This window comes from Hassallia byssoidea VB512170, from assembly GCF_000817785.2.
Classification (GTDB): Bacteria; Cyanobacteriota; Cyanobacteriia; order Cyanobacteriales; family Nostocaceae; genus Hassallia; species Hassallia carrinoi.
On record NZ_JTCM02000046.1, the window covers coordinates 31248 to 49131 of the forward strand.

General features: G+C 42.8%; 15 protein-coding genes. 9 read left to right on the forward strand and 6 right to left on the reverse strand.

Annotated features, from left to right (window positions below):
- Nucleotides 1-28: 28 nt before the first annotated feature.
- Complete coding sequence (locus PI95_RS19315; RefSeq protein WP_039737416.1) at nucleotides 29-1924, reverse strand: DNA polymerase III subunit gamma/tau; 1896 nt, start codon at nucleotides 1922-1924, stop codon at nucleotides 29-31.
- Between the two features lie 295 nt (nucleotides 1925-2219).
- On the opposite strand from PI95_RS19315, the gene PI95_RS19320 reads away from it, so the two are divergent.
- Nucleotides 2220-2939: a hypothetical protein gene (locus tag PI95_RS19320; protein WP_039737419.1), complete on the forward strand. Its 720-nt coding sequence runs from the start codon at nucleotides 2220-2222 to the stop codon at nucleotides 2937-2939.
- Here the strand turns inward: PI95_RS19320 and PI95_RS19325 are convergent.
- On the reverse strand, nucleotides 2933-3151 hold the full coding sequence (locus PI95_RS19325; protein WP_039737421.1) for a hypothetical protein: 219 nt from the start codon (nucleotides 3149-3151) through the stop codon (nucleotides 2933-2935). The two genes, PI95_RS19320 and PI95_RS19325, sit on opposite strands and share 7 nt — an antisense overlap.
- A gap of 110 nt (nucleotides 3152-3261) precedes the next feature.
- On the opposite strand from PI95_RS19325, the gene PI95_RS19330 reads away from it, so the two are divergent.
- Nucleotides 3262-7038 carry a CHAT domain-containing protein gene (locus PI95_RS19330; RefSeq protein WP_063842286.1) on the forward strand — a complete coding sequence of 1259 codons (3777 nt, stop codon included), beginning with the start codon at nucleotides 3262-3264 and terminating at the stop codon, nucleotides 7036-7038.
- A 159-nt stretch (nucleotides 7039-7197) separates the two neighbouring features.
- Here the strand turns inward: PI95_RS19330 and PI95_RS19335 are convergent, their stop codons facing one another.
- Complete coding sequence (locus tag PI95_RS19335) at nucleotides 7198-7737, reverse strand: hypothetical protein (RefSeq protein WP_039737422.1); 540 nt, start codon at nucleotides 7735-7737, stop codon at nucleotides 7198-7200.
- Nucleotides 7738-7786: 49 nt separating this feature from the next.
- Here PI95_RS19335 and PI95_RS19340 point away from each other — a divergent pair, with 49 nt between their 5' ends.
- Together PI95_RS19340 and PI95_RS19345 are read left to right on the forward strand one after the other, a co-directional pair.
- On the forward strand, nucleotides 7787-8212 hold the full coding sequence (locus PI95_RS19340; RefSeq protein ID WP_039737423.1) for a DUF3574 domain-containing protein: 426 nt from the start codon (nucleotides 7787-7789) through the stop codon (nucleotides 8210-8212).
- Nucleotides 8212-8853, forward strand: coding sequence for a DNA-3-methyladenine glycosylase family protein (locus tag PI95_RS19345; RefSeq protein ID WP_039737424.1), 642 nt, complete (start codon nucleotides 8212-8214; stop codon nucleotides 8851-8853). The genes PI95_RS19340 and PI95_RS19345 overlap by 1 nt, the downstream gene beginning before the upstream one ends.
- Nucleotides 8854-8872: 19 nt before the next feature.
- On the opposite strand, the gene PI95_RS19350 is transcribed toward PI95_RS19345, so the two are convergent.
- Complete coding sequence (locus PI95_RS19350; RefSeq protein WP_039737426.1) at nucleotides 8873-9577, reverse strand: class I SAM-dependent methyltransferase; 705 nt, start codon at nucleotides 9575-9577, stop codon at nucleotides 8873-8875.
- Nucleotides 9578-9698: 121 nt separating this feature from the next.
- Between PI95_RS19350 and gatB the strand changes: the two genes are divergently transcribed.
- The 5 genes from gatB (at nucleotide 9699) to PI95_RS19375 (ending at nucleotide 15261) form a co-directional block, all read left to right on the forward strand.
- Nucleotides 9699-11174: an Asp-tRNA(Asn)/Glu-tRNA(Gln) amidotransferase subunit GatB gene (gene gatB / locus PI95_RS19355; protein WP_039737427.1), complete on the forward strand. Its 1476-nt coding sequence runs from the start codon at nucleotides 9699-9701 to the stop codon at nucleotides 11172-11174.
- Nucleotides 11175-11872: 698 nt separating this feature from the next.
- On the forward strand, nucleotides 11873-13186 hold the full coding sequence (gene argJ / locus PI95_RS19360; RefSeq protein WP_039737428.1) for a bifunctional ornithine acetyltransferase/N-acetylglutamate synthase: 1314 nt from the start codon (nucleotides 11873-11875) through the stop codon (nucleotides 13184-13186).
- Between the two features lie 41 nt (nucleotides 13187-13227).
- A complete protein-coding gene (locus tag PI95_RS19365) occupies nucleotides 13228-14103 on the forward strand; it encodes an RpnC/YadD family protein (RefSeq protein WP_039737429.1) in 876 nt (291 codons plus the stop codon).
- Nucleotides 14100-14651, forward strand: a complete 552-nt coding sequence (locus PI95_RS19370; protein ID WP_039737430.1) for an NB-ARC domain-containing protein — start codon at nucleotides 14100-14102, stop codon at nucleotides 14649-14651. The genes PI95_RS19365 and PI95_RS19370 overlap by 4 nt, the downstream gene beginning before the upstream one ends.
- The gene (locus PI95_RS19375) at nucleotides 14644-15261 is read left to right on the forward strand and encodes a Uma2 family endonuclease (protein WP_039737431.1); all 618 of its coding nucleotides are present in this window, start codon (nucleotides 14644-14646) and stop codon (nucleotides 15259-15261) included. The genes PI95_RS19370 and PI95_RS19375 overlap by 8 nt, the downstream gene beginning before the upstream one ends.
- A 198-nt stretch (nucleotides 15262-15459) precedes the next feature.
- Here PI95_RS19375 and PI95_RS19380 read toward each other — a convergent pair whose 3' ends face one another.
- The gene (locus PI95_RS19380; protein WP_039737432.1) at nucleotides 15460-16146 is read right to left on the reverse strand and encodes a PHP domain-containing protein; all 687 of its coding nucleotides are present in this window, start codon (nucleotides 16144-16146) and stop codon (nucleotides 15460-15462) included.
- 324 nt (nucleotides 16147-16470) lie between these two features.
- Nucleotides 16471-17499 carry a phosphoribosylformylglycinamidine cyclo-ligase gene (gene purM / locus PI95_RS19385; RefSeq protein ID WP_039737433.1) on the reverse strand — a complete coding sequence of 343 codons (1029 nt, stop codon included), beginning with the start codon at nucleotides 17497-17499 and terminating at the stop codon, nucleotides 16471-16473.
- Nucleotides 17500-17884 lie beyond the last annotated feature (385 nt).

The following is a 17884-nucleotide window of genomic DNA, read 5'->3' on the forward strand; positions in this document are numbered from 1 at the left end:
CCATGCCCAATGCCCCATGCCCAATTCCCTAATCTTCTTCCGCTTCTTCTAACAAATCAGGTGCAGTTGTATCTGACACTTCTACAGCTTCTTCTGTGAAGCGGATAATTTGACCATCAAAAAATTTCGCGAGACTTCGAGCTGAATTCGCCACTTGATCGGCATTTTCCATATCAGCGACGGAGAAAGGTGGTGCAGGCGATCGCGGTGGAGGCATTTGCACTGCTTGCCCAACTGAGTCCGATTCCGTTCTTGCGGATCGGTTTTTTGCTGGCTGGGAAACTTCTGCTGGCGGGGTTATATTATCGCTTTGATTATTAATTTGAGAACTCGGCGGAGGTTGCGCTTTTACGCCGTTAGGCTTTGGGGGAGTAGAAGGTGGTGACGACCCGCTGATTAATTCTAGATTTACTTTTATCTGACGCTGGAAAGCCTTTTCAAAGGCTGTGGCAATTATAGGCTGTTCTGTCTGAAGCCTTTTATACCAAGCTGGTGATTTAATTCCAATTCGGGCAACATTACCATCAAACTCAATCAGATGGCACATTTGACGCAGCAATGAACCTGTAGAAACTGGTAGGTAAGTCACTACCTTTTGCCAAGTTTCTGCAAGTGAAGCATCGTTGGATTCTGGAGGGGTTTCTGCTGGAGGAGTGGGGGAAGCGTGATGTGGGGGAGATGGGGGAGATGAGGAAGATGAGGAAGATGAGGGAGTGGGGGGAGATGGGGGAGATGGGGGAGTGGGGGAGGATGGGGGAGTGGGGGGACGATGATTGCTTGGCGATGCTGTTGGGGTAGTGATGGGTGCTAGGCTTGGGGCTGCGGATTGGGTGTTGGCGCTGGGTAATAAGCCTAGCAATGTGACTTCTAACCACAAACGCGGCTGAGTGGTGTTTTTGATTTGCACTTCAGCGGTTCGCAGGTGTTGCTGTCCTGTCAAGATTGTAGTTATGTCTAACTGTTGGGCGAATTCAACGATCGCTTTCCAAGTTTGGTCTGTACAAGTAACTAAATCTTGGCGTTTGGGCGCAGTTTTGGCGATGAGTAAATCGCGGTAGAATGCAGCAAGATTCTGAAGAATAGTTAAAGGTTCGCGACCACGGTCAAGGATTTTGCGGGTGCTGTCAAGAACCGCTTCGGGATTATTTTGAGCGATCGCGTTCACCAATACCAGTAAATCTTGTTCGCTTACCGAACCGACTAAATCCCAAACTCGCTCTGGTGTCACTTCACCGGATAATAGTGCTAATTGGTCGAGCAAACTTTCTGCATCGCGCAATCCACCTTGAGCAATTTGGGCAACTAATTTTACAGCGTCATCAGAAATATTGATATTTTCTCGGCTGGCGATCGCTTTCAAATGCTTCACCATCGCCTCTACCTGAATTCGCCTAAAATCAAACCTTTGACAGCGAGAAATAATTGTTGGTAAAACTCTTTGCGGGTCTGTTGTCGCCAAGACAAAGACAACGTGTCTCGGTGGTTCTTCTAATGTCTTTAGTAGCGAATTGAATGCCGCATTACTGAGCATGTGACACTCATCAATGACATAAACCTTATAGCGACATTGAACCGGGGCAAACTGCGCCTTTTCAATTAGTTCGCGGATATTATCGACACCAGTATTGCTGGCGGCATCGATTTCTATTACATCTAGAGAATAGCCTTTAGTGATTCCCTGACATACATCGCAGATGCCGCAAGGTTTTGCTGTGGGTTTGTCACTATTAAGACAATTGAGGGATTTGGCGAGAATTCTCGCACTAGAGGTTTTCCCCGTACCTCGCGGACCAGTAAATAAATATGCTGGGGCTATTTTAGCTGTACGAATGGCGTTAGTGAGAGTCAAGGCGATCGCCTCTTGACCCACCAATTCAGCAAAACTCTTTGGGCGATACTTGTGGTGCAGCGGTTCGTAAGACATGCAATTGAAACGTCAATGCCAAGAAGATTGGTTAATTAGTAGCACTCAATCATAGTTTGCCATAAAACTATTTTAAACTTACCGCCCTTTATTGTGGATAGCGAAATTGCCGCTTCTAATTGTCTTCCTTCTAATGGTTGATTTTATCGTCTGCATCAACATAAAAATTCATATAGACTGTTAAAATTTATGAATTTTTAATTTATAATTTCTAATTCGCAAAGCGCTTAAGCGATCGAGTATGTCGTAGACATCGCTACAATCTTAAAATAATCAACACTCAGGGGTGCAGCAGATGCTCAATAGGCTCCTTCACTGGCTTAAAAGGTTTTTTCAACGCTTGTTTGGTAAAAAACAGACTTCATCCTCATCAGTGGCTGACGTTCAAAAAGAACCCGCTCCACCCCTGAGCGATACGGATCTAGAATTTCTCTTCAGCGAACTTTTAGAAGGAGTACATCAAGCACGAGGGCAAGCTTGGGCGCTGAAGTGGCTGCATAATATTGAACATCGCATCTCGACTCAACGTTGGCTGGAATGGTTACAGCGCTTTAGTGAAAAATTGCTTGCATCATCAGCACCTAATAATGAATTAGCATCCCGGATGGTGGATCTGGGTGAGTTGGAAGTCGGCGAAGTCGGCGATGCTGCCTATGATATTGGAATGCGACTGTTGACACGCAATGTCAGCGAACCAGTATGGGAGTATGAGGGACCAGATACTATCAAGACCACTCCTGGACTCGAACAAACCACTTCTGCGCCAACAGCACCAGCAGTAGGAGAAGAAAACCCTCCGAAAAAAGAATTATCAACCGATCCTGCACCCGCAGCAGAGTCAGAAACTGTGCCGGAGGAAGAATTGCAAACCGTCACCCTAGACGAGTTGTTTGTGATGTTGCAGCAGGATGAAAGCTTACGCCAGCAAATTTCCCAACAGTTAGGAATTGAGACAGACGATCCGCAATTAATTGTCCAGGAATTGTTTAATCAATTTCAAGCTGCGAATCAATAGGACTGGGGAATAGGGAATTGCGAATGGGTAATGGGGAATGGGTAATAGAAAGAAATTGTCTCCCTTGTCCACGCCAGATGCTTCAAGTCGGCAAAGCCGCCCAACGCACTGGCTCCCCTTGTCCACGCCAGATGCTTCAAGTCGGGAAACCCGCGCAACGCACTGGCTCCCCTTGTCCCCCCACTCCCTATTCCCCACTCCCCATTCCCCATTCCCCATTCCCCATTCCCCTTGATAATCTACTAGGTTTTTAAGTAATGCTTACTTTTTTTAACACAGCGCTCGTTAAAATCTATGAGAAACAACATCCAGAGTGCGGCAGATGCTCAAGCGGCTAGTTCAGTGGCTTAATAAATTTTGGAAACGCGCCTTTGGCACGAAACGGACTCGTTCTCAAAACCGTATAAAAAGACAAAATGTGGTGCATCAAGCACCGGAATTAACAAACGCCGATCTTGAAGTTTTGTATAACCAACTGCTAGAAGGCGTACATCAGGCACGAGGACAACAGTGGGCGCAGAAATATCTGCAACGAATGGAAAATAGAATTAGTGTTGACCGCTGGCTTGATTGGTTGCTGAGTTTTGGCGAAAAATTGTTAGCATCACCCGCACCGAATAATCAGTTAGCAACGCGAATGGTGCAACTGGGTGAACTTGGTGTGGGCATAATTGGCGATCTTTCTTATGACATTGGTATCCGGTTGTTGACGCGGAATTTAGGAGAAATTTATTCGGACGAAAACGAGGAAAATGCTGAACCTACAACGTCTACAGCAATTCTCACTGCTATTGAAGTTGGGGATGCGGAAAACTTTGAAGAACTCGAATGGCAGTATGAAGCGCCAGAAACTGAAACTAGTACTGAGGATGTGCCAAGCGCTGACGCAAATCGGGAAATACAAAACGGCGAATTAGTATGGGAGTTTCAAGCGCCATCCGCTGAAAGTATAACGCCGACACCAGAGGAAACTCAAAGCGAAGAAGAATTGATAGAAAACTTGAGCGAACTGGTATGGGAGTTTCAAGCGCCAGAAGTTGAAAGTATAACGCCTGCACCAGAGGAAACTCAAAGCGAAGAAGAATTGACAGAGAACTTCGGCGAATTGGTATGGGAGTTTCAAGCGCCATCCGCTGAAAGTATAACGCCTGTTGTGGAAGAGGTATTACCCGTTAGCCTTATGTCTGTTGGCGAAACGTTGGTCGAAAACAGCCCAGAAGCATCTACACAAACAACTTGGGATGAGTCGCTGGCAAATTTAGAACCAGATGTAGCCCAGACGCTAGATGAGTTGTTGGTCAGATTAGACCAAAGTACCAGCTTAGTCCAGCAACTCGCTTCCGGATTGGCAATTCCAAAGACTGAACCACCACTATTAGTTAGTACTGATACTCAGGCACAAGAATGGTTTTATCAAGGACTTCAGCAAGCCAAGACTGGTGATTTGTCAGGTGCGATCGCTTCTTACAATCAAGCTTTACAAATTAACCCGTCTATGTATGAAGTTTGGTTTAATCGAGGTTTGACATTATTTCACTTAGGACATTTTGAAGATGCGATCGCCTCTTATGATAGAGCCTTAGAACTTAAACAAGACTTTTATAAAGCTTGGTACAATCGAGGCGGCATCTTAGGCGAATTAGGACAATTCTCGGAAGCGATCGCCTCTTTTGATGTCGCACTGGAAATTCAGCCAGACTACGAAGAAGCTTGGGCTAGCCGAGGTTTCGCCCTGCTGAAATTAGGAAGGTTATCAGAAGCGGTTTTTAGTTACGACAAAGCACTCGAATTGCAACCAGAAGACCCGCAAAACTGGTATTACCGAGGAATTGCCCTCGCCGTAGATCAACGAAACTCGGAAGCGATCGCCTCTTACGACAATGCATTAGAAATTTATCCAGATTATCCCGAAGTTTGGATCGACCGAGGCGTAGTGCTAGGACAATTAGGACAATGGTCAGAAGCAATTGAGTCTTGGGATAAAGCTTTAGAAATTCAACCGCATTTTTACTTAACTTGGTTCAATAGAGGTATTGCCTTAGACAATTTAGGACGGCGAACAGAAGCGATCGCCTCTTATGACAAAGCGATAGAAATCAATCCGGAATTTCACTTAGCTTGGTACAACCAAGCTTCTTCGCTGTTTCATATCGGAGAATTTGTAGAAGCGATCAAAGCTTATGATGGTGCTTTGCAACTTCAACCAGATTATTGGGAAGCTTGGATTGGTCGAGGTACATCCGCAGGAATGGCAGTAAATCCGATTTTGAAAGAAGGCGATTATGATGCAAAATTGATCAGTTACGAAGCTGGATTGGACTATGTTCGCCAAGATACACACCAAGAAGGTTGGGGAAGATTGCATTTAGCGATCGCCAACGCACACTACGACCGAGGAAAAAGACATCCCGCACCCCGCTATTATTGGCGTGAAGCCGTATCAGAGTACGATCGGGCGCTTTTAACCCTCACACAAGAAGACTTTCCCCAACTGCATCTAGAAGTATTGCAAAACTTTATCAAAGCGCTTTTAGGTTTGGGGGAAATCACACTAGCCCAAGAATTATTACAACACGCTACAGATGCATGGCAACGTTTATTAAATGAACCAAGTTCTGAAGAAAGTAAAAAACAACTAGCTTTGAAATTTGCTGGTTTTGGACAGTTAGCAGTTGATTTAGCCATACAATCTGGCGAATGGCGACAAGCTTTAGAAATCGCCGAATACAACAAAAATGCTTGTTTAACTTGGCTGATTTTTGGTTGGACTGATGACATCTCTTCACCTAATTATCCAGAAATTCAACAACTTATTAATCCGACAACCGCAATCATTTACTGGCACATCAGCCCTTACGCTTTACGCACCTTCATAATCAAAGATAATGCCCCAGAACCCATCCCCGTCTTTACACCCATAATTAGTGCCGCAGTAAGTGATGAATTTCCCCTACCTGAAGCGGTGCAAATTTTGGTGGAATTAGAAGATTGGTTAGACGATTGGAATCAACAATATCAGGAATATCGCACTTTAGATCAAGACAAACAAAGCAAAGATAATCATTCCTGGTTAGTGGATATGGAACAGAGGCTTTTGCATCTGAAAAATATCCTTAATATTTCCACCATCGAACACGAACTTGAAGGCATCAACCAATTAATATTAATTCCCCACCGCGACTTACACAGATTCCCTCTTCATGCCCTTTTCAATATTTCTTCTGAGTCAGAATCGCCGAGAAATGCAAATTACACAATTACCTATTTGCCAAGCGCTCAAATCGGCTTATCTTTAAATTACCAACTAGAACCCCAAGCAAATGAAGAGAAATTATTAAGTATTGAACATCCCAACAGTACAGATTATCCGCCACTAAAATTTGCCAAACTTGAATCGGAAACTATTAGCCAAATGTTTGATAATCCCAAACGATACCAAGGAGCGCAAGCTACTAAAAATGTAGTAGAATATGCCATATCTTGTGATTACAATATATTTCATTTTACAGGTCATGGAATCGACAATTTTATTGACCCGAAAAAATCACAACTGGTATTATCAGGTGAAGATAAACTAACCTTAGAAGAAATCTGCCAAAAGACACTTACAAGCTACAATCTAGTTACTCTCTCAGCTTGCGAAACTGCTATTACTAGCAAGCAAACTATTAGCAGCGAGTATCTAGGTTTAGCGAATGGTTTTTTAAGTCGTGGTTCGGCTCATGTAATTAGTACCTTGTGGACTGTAGAATCAACAGCAAATGCCTTATTGATGATTGAGTATTATCGACGACGACAGCCAAACAAATTAGAAGCAACAGCCTTAGCAGAAGCGACAAAATGGCTAAAAGAACTAACAGTTGGAGACTTGAAAAAATGGTATGAAGATTTGCTAAACACTTTGCCCGCCGATGAATTCAGAATTAAGGCGTATTTAGCGACAGAAATGTATAGAACTAGAAAACTCGCAGCAGATGAAAAGCTGTACAATCATCCTTACTATTGGGCAGCATTCACAATTGCAGGTAAACTAATTGCCAAAGCGAAATCAGACGACCTAGAAAATTTTTACACCCTAATACTCGACCAAGAATTTTAATAATTTCTTCTTCGTAGTGAGCCAGCGCGGTCTTGGGGGTTTCCACGCCAGATGCCTCAAGTCGGGAAACCCGCCCACGGCACTGGCTCCCCATGAGCGACTGGCGAACCCGAAGGGTGAGCGATTCATCGCTCAATCGCTCACTACAAGATTAAATCTCTAATACAACGGTTTTTTTATCTGCAAGTGTGCCAGTAGTTCTGTGGCTGATCTGCCAATTCCAAAACCCACTGGATCATAACCCTCTCCCCCAGAATTGACTTGCCAATGAACTAAAGTAACTTTTGGTGACTGCGCGATCGCTACAATAAGTGAAGTGCCAATTTCGTTATGCGTGCTAGTTATCCCACCATAACTACATTCAATCCCAAGTTCGTTACCACAAACACTAATGATATTCAACTGTGAGTGTGGACAAGTAATTTTATGTTTGCCACTTTCTAGAGGCGATATAAAATCTTCAGAATAATTATACTCGTCAATATACAAATCGTAAGCACCTTGATAATTGCAGCCTCCACATGGTGCATTGATTAAGTTGCCAACAAACTGGCAATGTACAAACCCAGATAGCGAATGCTGCCGCACCAAATTAACAAGGCATTCAGCATCAGACAAAGCAAAAGTGGCATTGAAGTAGTAGTGAGGACCTTGCCCGGATTCTTGAATTTCCCAGAACCAGTTTTGATATTTACTCATATAAAAGCATGATTTCCCTTAAAGACATGCACAAAGGCATAATGATTGTATGTCTATCATTATTCTTACAAGCTTACTTTTTATCGTCCCCGTTCACACAAATACATTTGTTCGCGCTCAGTCACCACAGACATCTACTCAAAATTCCACTGAAAAGATTTTCACCAAAGAGGAGTTATACTTTGGTTTATCCAAACCAGGAGGAAAGACAATATCAGAGTTAGAATGGCAGCTATTTTTGAACCGCGTAATTACACCCCGCTTTCGTGAAGGACTAACTGTAATAGACACCCACGGGCAATATTTAAATAGTTCTGGCAAACTAACCAGAGAAAAGACCAAGTTAGTCATTTTGATTTACGAAAATAGCCGTACTAAAAATCAGATGATTGAAGAAGTGATAGCAAGTTATAAGCGAAAATTTCAACAGGAATCTGTTTTGCGGGTAACTAGCACTGTTAAGGTATCTTTCTAATGATATTCCCAAAAATTTTAACTGAGGATAATTTTGCTGATGGTTTGAACTTTCTGATATCACGAGATTCAGACTTGGCGGAAATTTTCACTCGCTTTGGTAAACCACCGCTTTGGATACGCGAACCCGGTTTTTCTACACTTATTCAAATTATTTTAGAACAACAAGTTTCTCTCGCATCAGCAAAAGCAGTTTATACTCGTTTGCAAGCAGCTATATCTCCAATTACTCCAGAGTTATTTCTGCAACTTGATGATGTGGAAATCAAACGAATAGGATTTAGTCGGCAAAAAACTCTTTACGCACGCACATTAGCACAATCTATCATTGCAGGACAGCTTGATTTATCTAGCCTCAGCACGATGGATGATGAAGAAGTACGCAGTATCCTGAAAAAGCTCAAAGGTATCGGCGATTGGACAGTTGATATATATTTAATGATGGCACTCAGGCGACCTGATAGTTTACCCAAAGGTGATTTGGGTTTAATATTAGCTATACAGAAAGTTAAACGATTAGAACATCGACCTTCATCGGCAGAAATTGAACTTATAGCTGAAATTTGGCGACCTTGGAGAGCAGTAGCCACGCGCTTATTATGGCATTATTATCTCAGTGAGCGATTACTCCGACAGAAATAAAATTTTACTCATCCTGAAGCTAACGCTTTTGGCAAATATACTCAGCATATTCAGTTGTTGGGTAATCTTTTTCTATAATCTCAAAGCCACTTCGCGTTAACATACTTTCTAGAATCCAAGCAAAAGTGCTGTTTTCTTCACGCACATGCATTTCAAAGTCTGCTTTAGTGAAACCTTCACCCGCAGGTTTTGCTACACGATTTATCCAAGCGTCGATACTTGAACAATACTCGTTAGGTTTAAAAGAAAAAACTACATCTCGCAGATACAGCACTCCTCCCGGTTTCAACATTGACTGCATCCGCAACAATCCCACCATCTTCCAAAAATCGGGCAAGTGATGAAAGGCAAACTTCGTTACAATATAATCAACTGGTTCGCCTTGGTGTTCGTAAGTAAGAAAACCAGCACGATAAAACTCGATATTTTCAGCATTGGCAGCACTGGCTTTGTGTCGAGCATAAGATAACATAGCATCAGACACATCCACAGCATATACGTAAGCCCCTGCAACTGCTGCTTCAATGGCAAAAGTAGCCGTTCCTGTTCCTATTTCAATTACAGTATGTCCTTTTGAAATGCCCAGACGTTGAATTAATGCCTGATTGACTTCGGGAGTATTTGATGTTTGTTTGCGATCGTAGGATTGCACTTGTGCAGCATCCTCAAAATCAACGCCAATCTGTTGCAATTCATCATAATACCACCCAGGAATCATAGTCATTTGACTGCACCGCATTTTTTAACAGGTTTGGCATTCTCACCCCAATAACCGTCTTCAGGGCAAGTAAATAGCAGTCTACAATAGTAGCCTAAAGAAGGATTATGCCCAAGCAAGTGATTATATGACTTCATCTGCTCTTGTAAAAACTGAGTACGAAGCGATTATTGGTCTAGAAACCCATTGTCAGCTGAGTACTAACACCAAGATTTTCTCTAATAGTTCTACGGCTTTTGGTGCTGACCCCAATACTAACATTGACCCGGTTTGTATGGGTCTACCTGGGGTATTACCCGTACTCAACGAAAAAGTATTAGAATACGCTGTGAAAGCGGGTTTAGCGTTAAATTGCCAAATCGCTAAATATAGCAAGTTTGACCGCAAACAGTATTTTTATCCGGATTTACCGAAAAATTACCAAATTTCTCAATACGACTTGCCGATCGCTGAACATGGCTGGTTAGAAATTGAGTTAGTCGATGCTGATGGTAATCCAATGCGGAAAAAAATCGGCATCACCCGCTTGCACATGGAAGAAGATGCCGGAAAATTAGTTCATGCGGGAAGCGATCGCCTTAGTGGTTCTACTTATTCTCTGGTAGACTACAATCGAGCAGGTGTGCCTTTGGTAGAAATTGTCTCCGAACCAGATTTGCGTTCCGGACAAGAAGCTGCTGAATATGCTCAAGAATTACGTCGCATTGTCCGCTATATCGGCGTGAGTGATGGTAACATGCAAGAAGGTTCTCTCCGCTGCGATGTCAACATCTCTGTGCGTCCGATTGGACAAAAAGAGTTTGGCACGAAGGTGGAAATTAAGAATATGAACTCTTTTAACGCCATCCAACGCGCGATAGAATACGAAATTGAACGCCAAATAGCCGCAGTAGAAGCAGGCGATCGCATTATTCAAGAAACTCGTCTTTGGGAAGAAACTTCTCAACGCACTATTAGTATGCGCGTTAAAGAAGGCAGCAGCGATTATCGCTACTTCCCAGAACCAGATTTAGCACCGATTGAGGTAACAAACGAACAATTAGCATCTTGGCGTAGTACACTACCAGAGTTACCAGCAGCAAAACGCCATCGTTATGAATCTGATTTAGGACTTTCACCTTACGATGCACGAGTGTTGACTGAGGAAACTACTGTTGCTGCGTATTTTGAAGAAGCGATCGCACTTGGTGCAAATCCCAAACAAGCTGCTAATTGGATTATGGGCGATATCGCCGCATACCTCAATAAGCAAAAACTCAGCATCACCGAAATTGCCCTTACTCCTACCAATCTAGCAAAAGTCATCACCCTCATTGAAAAGGGTACCATCGGCAGTAACAAAGCAAAAGAGAAATTACCAGAGTTGCTAGCTGGTAATTCTCCCGATGAAGTATTCAAAGGTGAAGAAAAAATCTCTGACGCTAGCGTACTCGAACCGATTATAGACCAAATTATCGCCGCCAATCCCAAAGAACTAGAAAAATACAAAAGCGGTAAAACCAACCTCAAAGGCTTTTTTGTCGGACAAGTTCTCAAACAAACCGGTGGACGCGCAGATCCAAAACTGACTAACGAATTAGTAGACCAAAAGTTGAATAACTAGTGAAGGGGACGCTTGGACTGGGGATTGGTGACTGGGGACGCTTGGACTGGAAAAAGAATTATTACCCATTACCCATTCCCCTTTCCCCTTCATAAAAGATGGGTGCAACACCTCAGCCCCAAAATGCTATACTGTGATAATTAGATGCACCCTGATGATCTGGAGAGCTGCCCAAGTGGCTCTCCTTTTTCATTTTTGTGGTTTTCAGAGAAATTGCGTCGAACTGATTTTCCGAAAAAACTTGCTAGGGGGTATTGCACCTCACCCCAGATGTGGTATTATATGTTAAGTAGATGCACCCTGATGATCTGGAGAGCCACCCAAGTAGCTCTCCTTTTTCGTTTTTATGGTTGCCAAAGAAATTGCTTACACTTATATCTTGCACATACCACAGTCAACGCAGAAAATAGAAAGTGGTCTAATCGGTGTATGTGTAATTCCAAATCTCAAATCAAAAATAAAAAACTTTTTAGGGGGTATTGCACCTCACCCCAAATGTGGTATTATATGTTAAGTAGATGCACCCTGATGATCTGGAGAGCCACCCAAGTAGCTCTCCTTTTTCGTTTTTGTCCTAAACTTGCCAGCGTTGCAAATAGGCAAGTTATTAATAACTAACAAATTATCACTCTTTGGGTAACGAAGACTTGATATAATCGCCCCTCAAGCAAAGAGTAATAGTTGAAGGGATACGAATAATGAATGACTGGCAGGAAATTACTGGTGGTGTGACAGCACCTAGAGGTTATCGGGCAGCAGGAATTACCGCAGGTTTGAAACCTTCGGGATTGCCAGATTTGGCTTTGATAGTATCAGATGTAGAGGCGATCGCAGCTGGTGTATTCACCACTTGCCAAGTAAAAGCCGCTTGTGTAGATTATTGTCGTCAACGTTTGCAAGCAAAGCATAGCGCTCGTGCTATACTCTGCAACGCGGGACAAGCAAATGCAGCAACAGGTAACGAAGGCTGGTTAGATGCTTTAGAATGTGCGATGCTATTAGGGCAAGAGCTAAATATGCCTTCAGAATCGATTCTGCTTGCTTCTACAGGTGTAATCGGTCAGAGAATTAAGATGGAACCCTTGCGGAGTGGGATTGGTAAGCTGGTGGCAGCATTATCAGAAACAGGTTCAGATGCAGCAGCTGGGGCGATTATTACTACCGATTTAGTTACAAAATCAATTGCATTAGAAACAAGTATAGGCGATCGCCCGGTGCGAATTGGTGGCATTGCCAAAGGTTCGGGAATGATTCATCCGAATATGGCAACGATGTTAGCATTTGTTACTTGTGATGCCGCAGTTGCACCTACTCTGTGGCAACAAATGTTAAGTCGCGCAGCTGATAGAAGCTTTAATTCAATTACCGTGGATGGTGATACTAGTACCAATGATAGCTTGATAGCGCTTGCCAACGGTCAATCTCGCACCCCAGCAATTACGGAAATGGGTGCAGAAGCGGAAAAATTAGAAGCGATGTTAACAGCAGTATGTCAGCATTTAGCGAAAGCGATCGCTCGTGATGGTGAAGGTGCAACTTGTCTGATTGAAGTGCAAGTTAGTGGGGCAACCGATGAACAAGCAGCGAATCAAATCGCTAAAACCATCGCCGGCTCATCTTTAGTTAAGTCTGCCATATTTGGACGCGATCCAAACTGGGGACGCATCGCTGCTGCTGCTGGACGTGCGGGTATTCCTTTTGAGCAAGAAAACCTGCAAATTAAGTTAGGGGATTTCTTAATGATGGAGAATGGTCAACCTTTAGCTTTTGATCGCAAAGCAGCGAGTGCTTATTTAAAACAAGCAGCAGCGAATGCTTCTAAACCACAAGATATGATGGCTACGAATATGAGTAATGATTTGTCGGGGGATAGAAGTACAATCAAGGCTCAAAGTTTAGATAATCCGGTGATAATTGCAGTTAGCGTTGGTAATGGACACGGTTCGGGTAAAGCTTGGGGTTGTGATTTGAGTTACGACTATGTGAAAATTAACGCCGAGTATACAACTTAAGAGTAACGAACCGCCAAGGACGCCAAGGACGCCAAGAAGAGATGCCGAAAGTAGCAGATATCGGTGGGAAGCGTTTAATTAGTTTAGCGCCAGATGCTTGGGTAAAATGGGTAACGCAGTCCCCCGATGTCTTGGCTAGAGAAATTCTGGCTTCGGAATTTCAGTGGATTAGCCGAGAAAGCGATGTTGTAGTTAAAGCTTACCATCCGCAAATTAAAGATTTTTTGGTGTTGAATGAGTTACAATTGCGCTACAACACCCGCTTACCTCGGCGAATGCGTGCTTATGCGGCACTGGCAGAGGAAAGATATAATTTACCAGTTTACCCGGTACTGATTAACATTTTGCCTCCATCGGAGACAATGGAAATTGTCAGCGGCTATGAATCCCAGGTTTTAGGGTTACAAGCGCGTCAAGATTATCGGGTGATTAATTTGTGGGAAGTTGACGCACAGATTGTTTTTCAACAACCTTTACCATCCTTACTTCCTTTTGTACCTGTGTTGAAAGGTGGGGATGAGGTAGCGGTGGTACAGCAAGCTGTACAAGCTTTACGTGCTGATGAACAATTAAATGAACTAGAACCGCTGTTAGCCTTTTTTGCTAGCTTTGTATTGTCTAGTCCTTTAGTGCAGCAAATTATGAGGTGGGATATGGCTGTGTTACAAGAATCTCCTTGGTATCAAGAAATTTTGCAGCAAGGAGAGATACGAGGAGAAACACGAGGAGAAACACGAGGTTTACTCTCTGCTATTGAATTGGGTTTGGAACTGAAATTTGGCGCTGAGGGGTTACAGTTAATGCCAGAAATCTCTCAAATTACCGATTTAGATGTGTTAAAGACGATTCGCGAAGGATTGCGGACAATGAATTCTCTAGAGGAAATTAGGCAAATTTATACAATAAATGAAACATGAATTTTCTCGAACATCCGCAACGCATTTCTGTAGTTGGGACTAGCGGTTCTGGTAAGACGACTTTGGCGAAGCAAATTTCACAGCGTCTTACCATTCCTCATATAGAACTAGATTATCTGCACTGGCAACCGAATTGGGTGGAAGTGCCGAATGATGTGATGAGAGAAAAAGTTTCTCAAGCGCTGTCGGGCAATGCTTGGGTAGTAGATGGAAATTATAGCATGGTGCGCGATATTGTTTGGGGAAAAGCTGATACAGTTGTTTGGTTAGATTATTCTTTGTCGGTGGTAATAAGTCGTGTAGTTTTGCGGACATTTCAGCGGGTGGTGAAGCAACAAGAAGTCTGCAATGGCAACCGTGAAACTTGGAAAACTACTTTCAGCCGTGAATCAATAATTTTATGGGCGCTTCAAACTTATCATAAAAATCGTAGGCAATATGCGCTGCTATTGAAAAAACCTGAGTATGCACACCTTAATATTGTACATTTGCGATCGCCTGCATCTGCACAAAATTGGTTGTCACTAATTCCAACGTATTATGAGTAACTTACAAACCAAAATAGCGACTGATACATGGATACCCGCAACTTGGGATGAATACATCCAAGAAATTGAAAATCCGGCACGCGAAAAAGCCAAGGGTTACTACTACAACGGCAAAATGAGGATTGAAATCGAAGCAATCGGTAGTGACCATTCGCGAGACCATACAATTATAATTGTTACTGCTAGCAGCTACGCAGCTATTAAAAACATTCCCATGAATGGCAAGGATAACTGCACCTACCGAAAAACAAACTTTAATGAGGCGCAACCTGATGTATCTTACTACGTTGGTGAAAATGCTGATGTCATTCCTTGGGGAACTTCTATCATCAACCTCGATAACTATCCACCGCCAAATTTAGTCATTGAAGTTGCAAATACTTCTTTAGCAGATGATAAAGGTGAAAAACGTCTGCTGTATGAAGAATTAGGAGTAGACGAATACTGGATTATAGATGTGCGGAATGTCCAAGTTATTGCTTTTGCGGTAGAAAATGGCGGTAGTCGCAAAATTACTCAATCTCTGGTTTTACCTGGTTTAGCAATTTCTGTTTTAGAAGAAGCTTTCCGGCGTACTCGACAAATGAATCAAAGCCAAGTTGTAGCTTAGTTATTATCGCAATTTCAGCAATAATTTCTAAAAATTTATATTACAGCAATTTTCATTTTTTTAAACAATACTCTTACATTCTTCTCTGCGACTCTGCGCCTCTGCGTGATACAAAAAAGGTATGGTTCATTTACCTGAAAATAGCTGTAATAGTCCTTAAAACCGAAAAAGAGGCAATAAACCCCTTTTTCATCATCTTTATAATCGTTGCAGCAGACTTAAACCGTGGGTATCAGTACCACAAGTGTTGTAAAGATTAAATTCATTAGCTAGCTGTTGTACCTGTTTTGATTCTAAGGCACTTGCTCGCCAAGGATTAGGATTATTATAGGCGTAATACGTTTCCACACCATCGATACCAGCCTCAGCAGCAGCGGGAATTAAGTCGAAATGCGATCGCCTATAACGAGCTGGATGAGCGAGTACCGCTAATCCCCCAGCATTGTGAATCGCTGCAATCACGTTAGCTATCTGATAATCTTCACCAGTAGCAATCTTTCTTTGCAGATAGCGTTTTATACTGGGATGTTCTGGCTCAAAAGCATAACCCAAAATGTGAACTTCCACATTTAAAAGGTTGGCATTAATTTCTACACCACTCCACAGGTGAGGAGAATTTGCACCTGGGTTGTTCCACTTCCAGTCTTCTAACCAAGTTTGTGCTGCTTGGTAGCCGTTAATACTATGATGGTCTGTGATCGCAAATCCTTTTAAACCAATAGCGATCGCCTGTTCCATCAATGCAGCCGGCTGCAACCTGCCATCAGAATGGACAGTATGCATGTGAAAGTTAAAACACCTCGGACAGCTTTGTGCGTCGATGTTCTGGAATACTTCTTTTAAAAGTTCCCTGGAAGTAGAAGTCCGGGCAAAATTTACAGCCATAACCCCCTCTGAAAAGTATGCAATCTAACACTCCAACAAGATAGATTTACAGATGACAAATACCAGCACTGTAAATCAGTGTTGGAGCCGCTATTTTTTCAGCTTCATCAGCAAATTTTTTCAATATGTTAAGACTACGTTAGCAAATTCAAAGGCTAACGGTCATGAGTATTTTCGATGGTAGTTATGAAGAATTGTAACAAATAGAGCAATTAGTGTCCGTAAAAGACGCAGGTCAGATCGAGATTAAATCGTACTTCCGCATAGAGAGAAGCTCTACACTAATAAAAAAGTAATCAGTATATAGACAGAAAATCCTATATTTTAGTATGGTAATTCTAATAATTCGCCATTACCAGCAATTACTTGTGCGATCGCATAGGCGGAAATATCCTGTGATTGAAAGTAATTAATCGTCTGTTCTACTTGATTTGGTGGAACTAGCAAGACAAATCCAATCCCCATATTGAAAGTGTTATACATCGCTTCCGGACTAACTGAACCAGTTTCAGCTAGCCACTGAAATACAGGAGGAATAGTCCAACTATCAGGGTTAATTTTAATCGCTTGATTTTTCCCCAAGCATCGCGGTAGATTTTCTGGTAATCCACCACCAGTAATATGAGCCATACCGTGAATTTCTAAGCCTGCTTTACGCGCAGCAAGAACCGGTTTGACGTAAATGCGGGTAGGTGTGAGAAAAGTTTCGCCTAAAGATTGACCGTTTAGTAATTCTGGGCGATCGCTCCAAGATAAATTGCGTTCATTGATAATCTTTCTCACCAAACTAAAGCCATTGCTGTGGACACCACTGCTAGGGAGTGCGATCGCAACATCTCCTATTTGCACCTGAGAACCATCCAGCATCTGGCTTTTTTCGACAATTCCCACACAAAACCCAGCCAAGTCATACTCACCGACTTGGTAAAAACCTGGCATTTCTGCGGTTTCTCCTCCCAGCAAAGCACAACCAGCCAGCTTACATCCAGAAGCTATACCCGCAACCACCTGAGTTAATTGCTCTTTTTCTAACTTACCTGTAGCGACATAATCTAAAAAAAACAGCGGTTCGGCGCCAGATGTCAGCACATCATTAACGCACATCGCTACTAAATCAATACCAACAGTATCATGGCGATTAACAGCAGAAGCGATTTTCAGCTTTGTACCTACACCATCCGTCCCGGAAACCAAAACTGGTTCCTTGAAACCCCCAGGTAATTGAAAGCAGCCACCAAAGCCACCCAATCCGCCAATTACTTCCGGTCGAAAGGTGCTGTGAACCAAATTGCGAATTTGATCTACAAAAGCTCGACCAGCCTCTACATCAACTCCTGCATCCCGATAATCCATAACACTTAGTCAATAGTCACTGTTTCCACAGTAGATGAGTATAGAGTCAAAAGTACATAGTTGGTGAGTTTTTAACTAAGTAGATGGGCATAAATAAACGCTTCGTCAGGTAATATATCGAAAAAGTCCAATGATTCAATAGTTAGGCTGCTTCAGGTTACTGCTCTCGACAGTACTTGGAGGCTCGGCAGGTGAGGTGATTGATCCCTAACTGCTCACGTATCATCATGATTTGCCTTCCATTGTGTCGTCTTCCGTGCCAAGCTGAGAAATGCTCTTATTACTGGAGAGGAATCATGCTGCCGCCAAGCAAGATAAAGTCCGGTCTTAGGTGTCTGCTCTTGTAAGGGTCTGTAAATGACTCCGCTTCTGTGGAAATTTTGCA